4 tRNA genes are annotated in these 646 nt (G+C 51.7%); all 4 read left to right on the top strand.

The window, feature by feature from the left end:
• Nucleotides 1-262: 262 nt before the first annotated feature.
• The 4 genes from B4113_RS11645 to B4113_RS11630 all read left to right on the top strand — a co-directional run bounded on the left by B4113_RS11645 (nucleotide 263) and on the right by B4113_RS11630 (nucleotide 603).
• Nucleotides 263-337: transfer RNA gene (locus B4113_RS11645), tRNA-Asn, on the top strand.
• 4 nt (nucleotides 338-341) lie between these two features.
• Nucleotides 342-432: transfer RNA gene (locus B4113_RS11640), tRNA-Ser, on the top strand.
• A gap of 14 nt (nucleotides 433-446) precedes the next feature.
• Nucleotides 447-518, top strand: a tRNA-Glu gene (locus B4113_RS11635).
• A 9-nt stretch (nucleotides 519-527) separates the two neighbouring features.
• A tRNA-Val gene (locus tag B4113_RS11630) sits at nucleotides 528-603 on the top strand.
• The last annotated feature ends 43 nt before the right edge of the window (nucleotides 604-646 follow it).

Below are 646 nucleotides of genomic sequence, written 5' to 3'. Positions count from 1 at the left end.
GGCGAAACGCGCTGGAGGGCCTGCGAGGAGGCTATGCCACCACAGCAGGACCGAAGCGTCGCGAGCCGATGGCGGCCGGAGCTAGATAGGACGATACGCGGCTTCTTCCGATGGTTATCTAGTTTTGAAGGAATGAAAAAGGCCTTGACAGCTCATCACGAATCATTATAATAATAAATGTCTAAAGCGATATCTCTCAGTAATGGCTCAGCGATGGGCAGTTACGTGGTCAAATCACACTTTGATAAGGATATTATATGATTCCGCAGTAGCTCAGTGGTAGAGCAATCGGCTGTTAACCGATTGGTCGCAGGTTCGAATCCTGCCTGCGGAGCCATCGTGGAGAGCTGTCCGAGTGGTCGAAGGAGCACGATTGGAAATCGTGTAGGCGTGAATAGCGCCTCAAGGGTTCGAATCCCTTGCTCTCCGCCATTATCCATCAGCATGGCCCGTTGGTCAAGTGGTTAAGACACCGCCCTTTCACGGCGGTAACACGGGTTCGAATCCCGTACGGGTCACTTCTTCGTGGAGGATTAGCTCAGCTGGGAGAGCACTTGCCTTACAAGCAAGGGGTCGGCGGTTCGATCCCGTCATCCTCCACCACTTTAAAACATACAAAACAAAGTTCATCGCCTTATTGAAATTC

Origin of the sequence: Geobacillus sp. B4113_201601, from assembly GCF_001587475.1 — a bacterium.
GTDB lineage: Bacteria > Bacillota > Bacilli > Bacillales > Anoxybacillaceae > Geobacillus > Geobacillus icigianus.
This window is presented reverse-complemented; position numbering and strand designations above follow the sequence as displayed.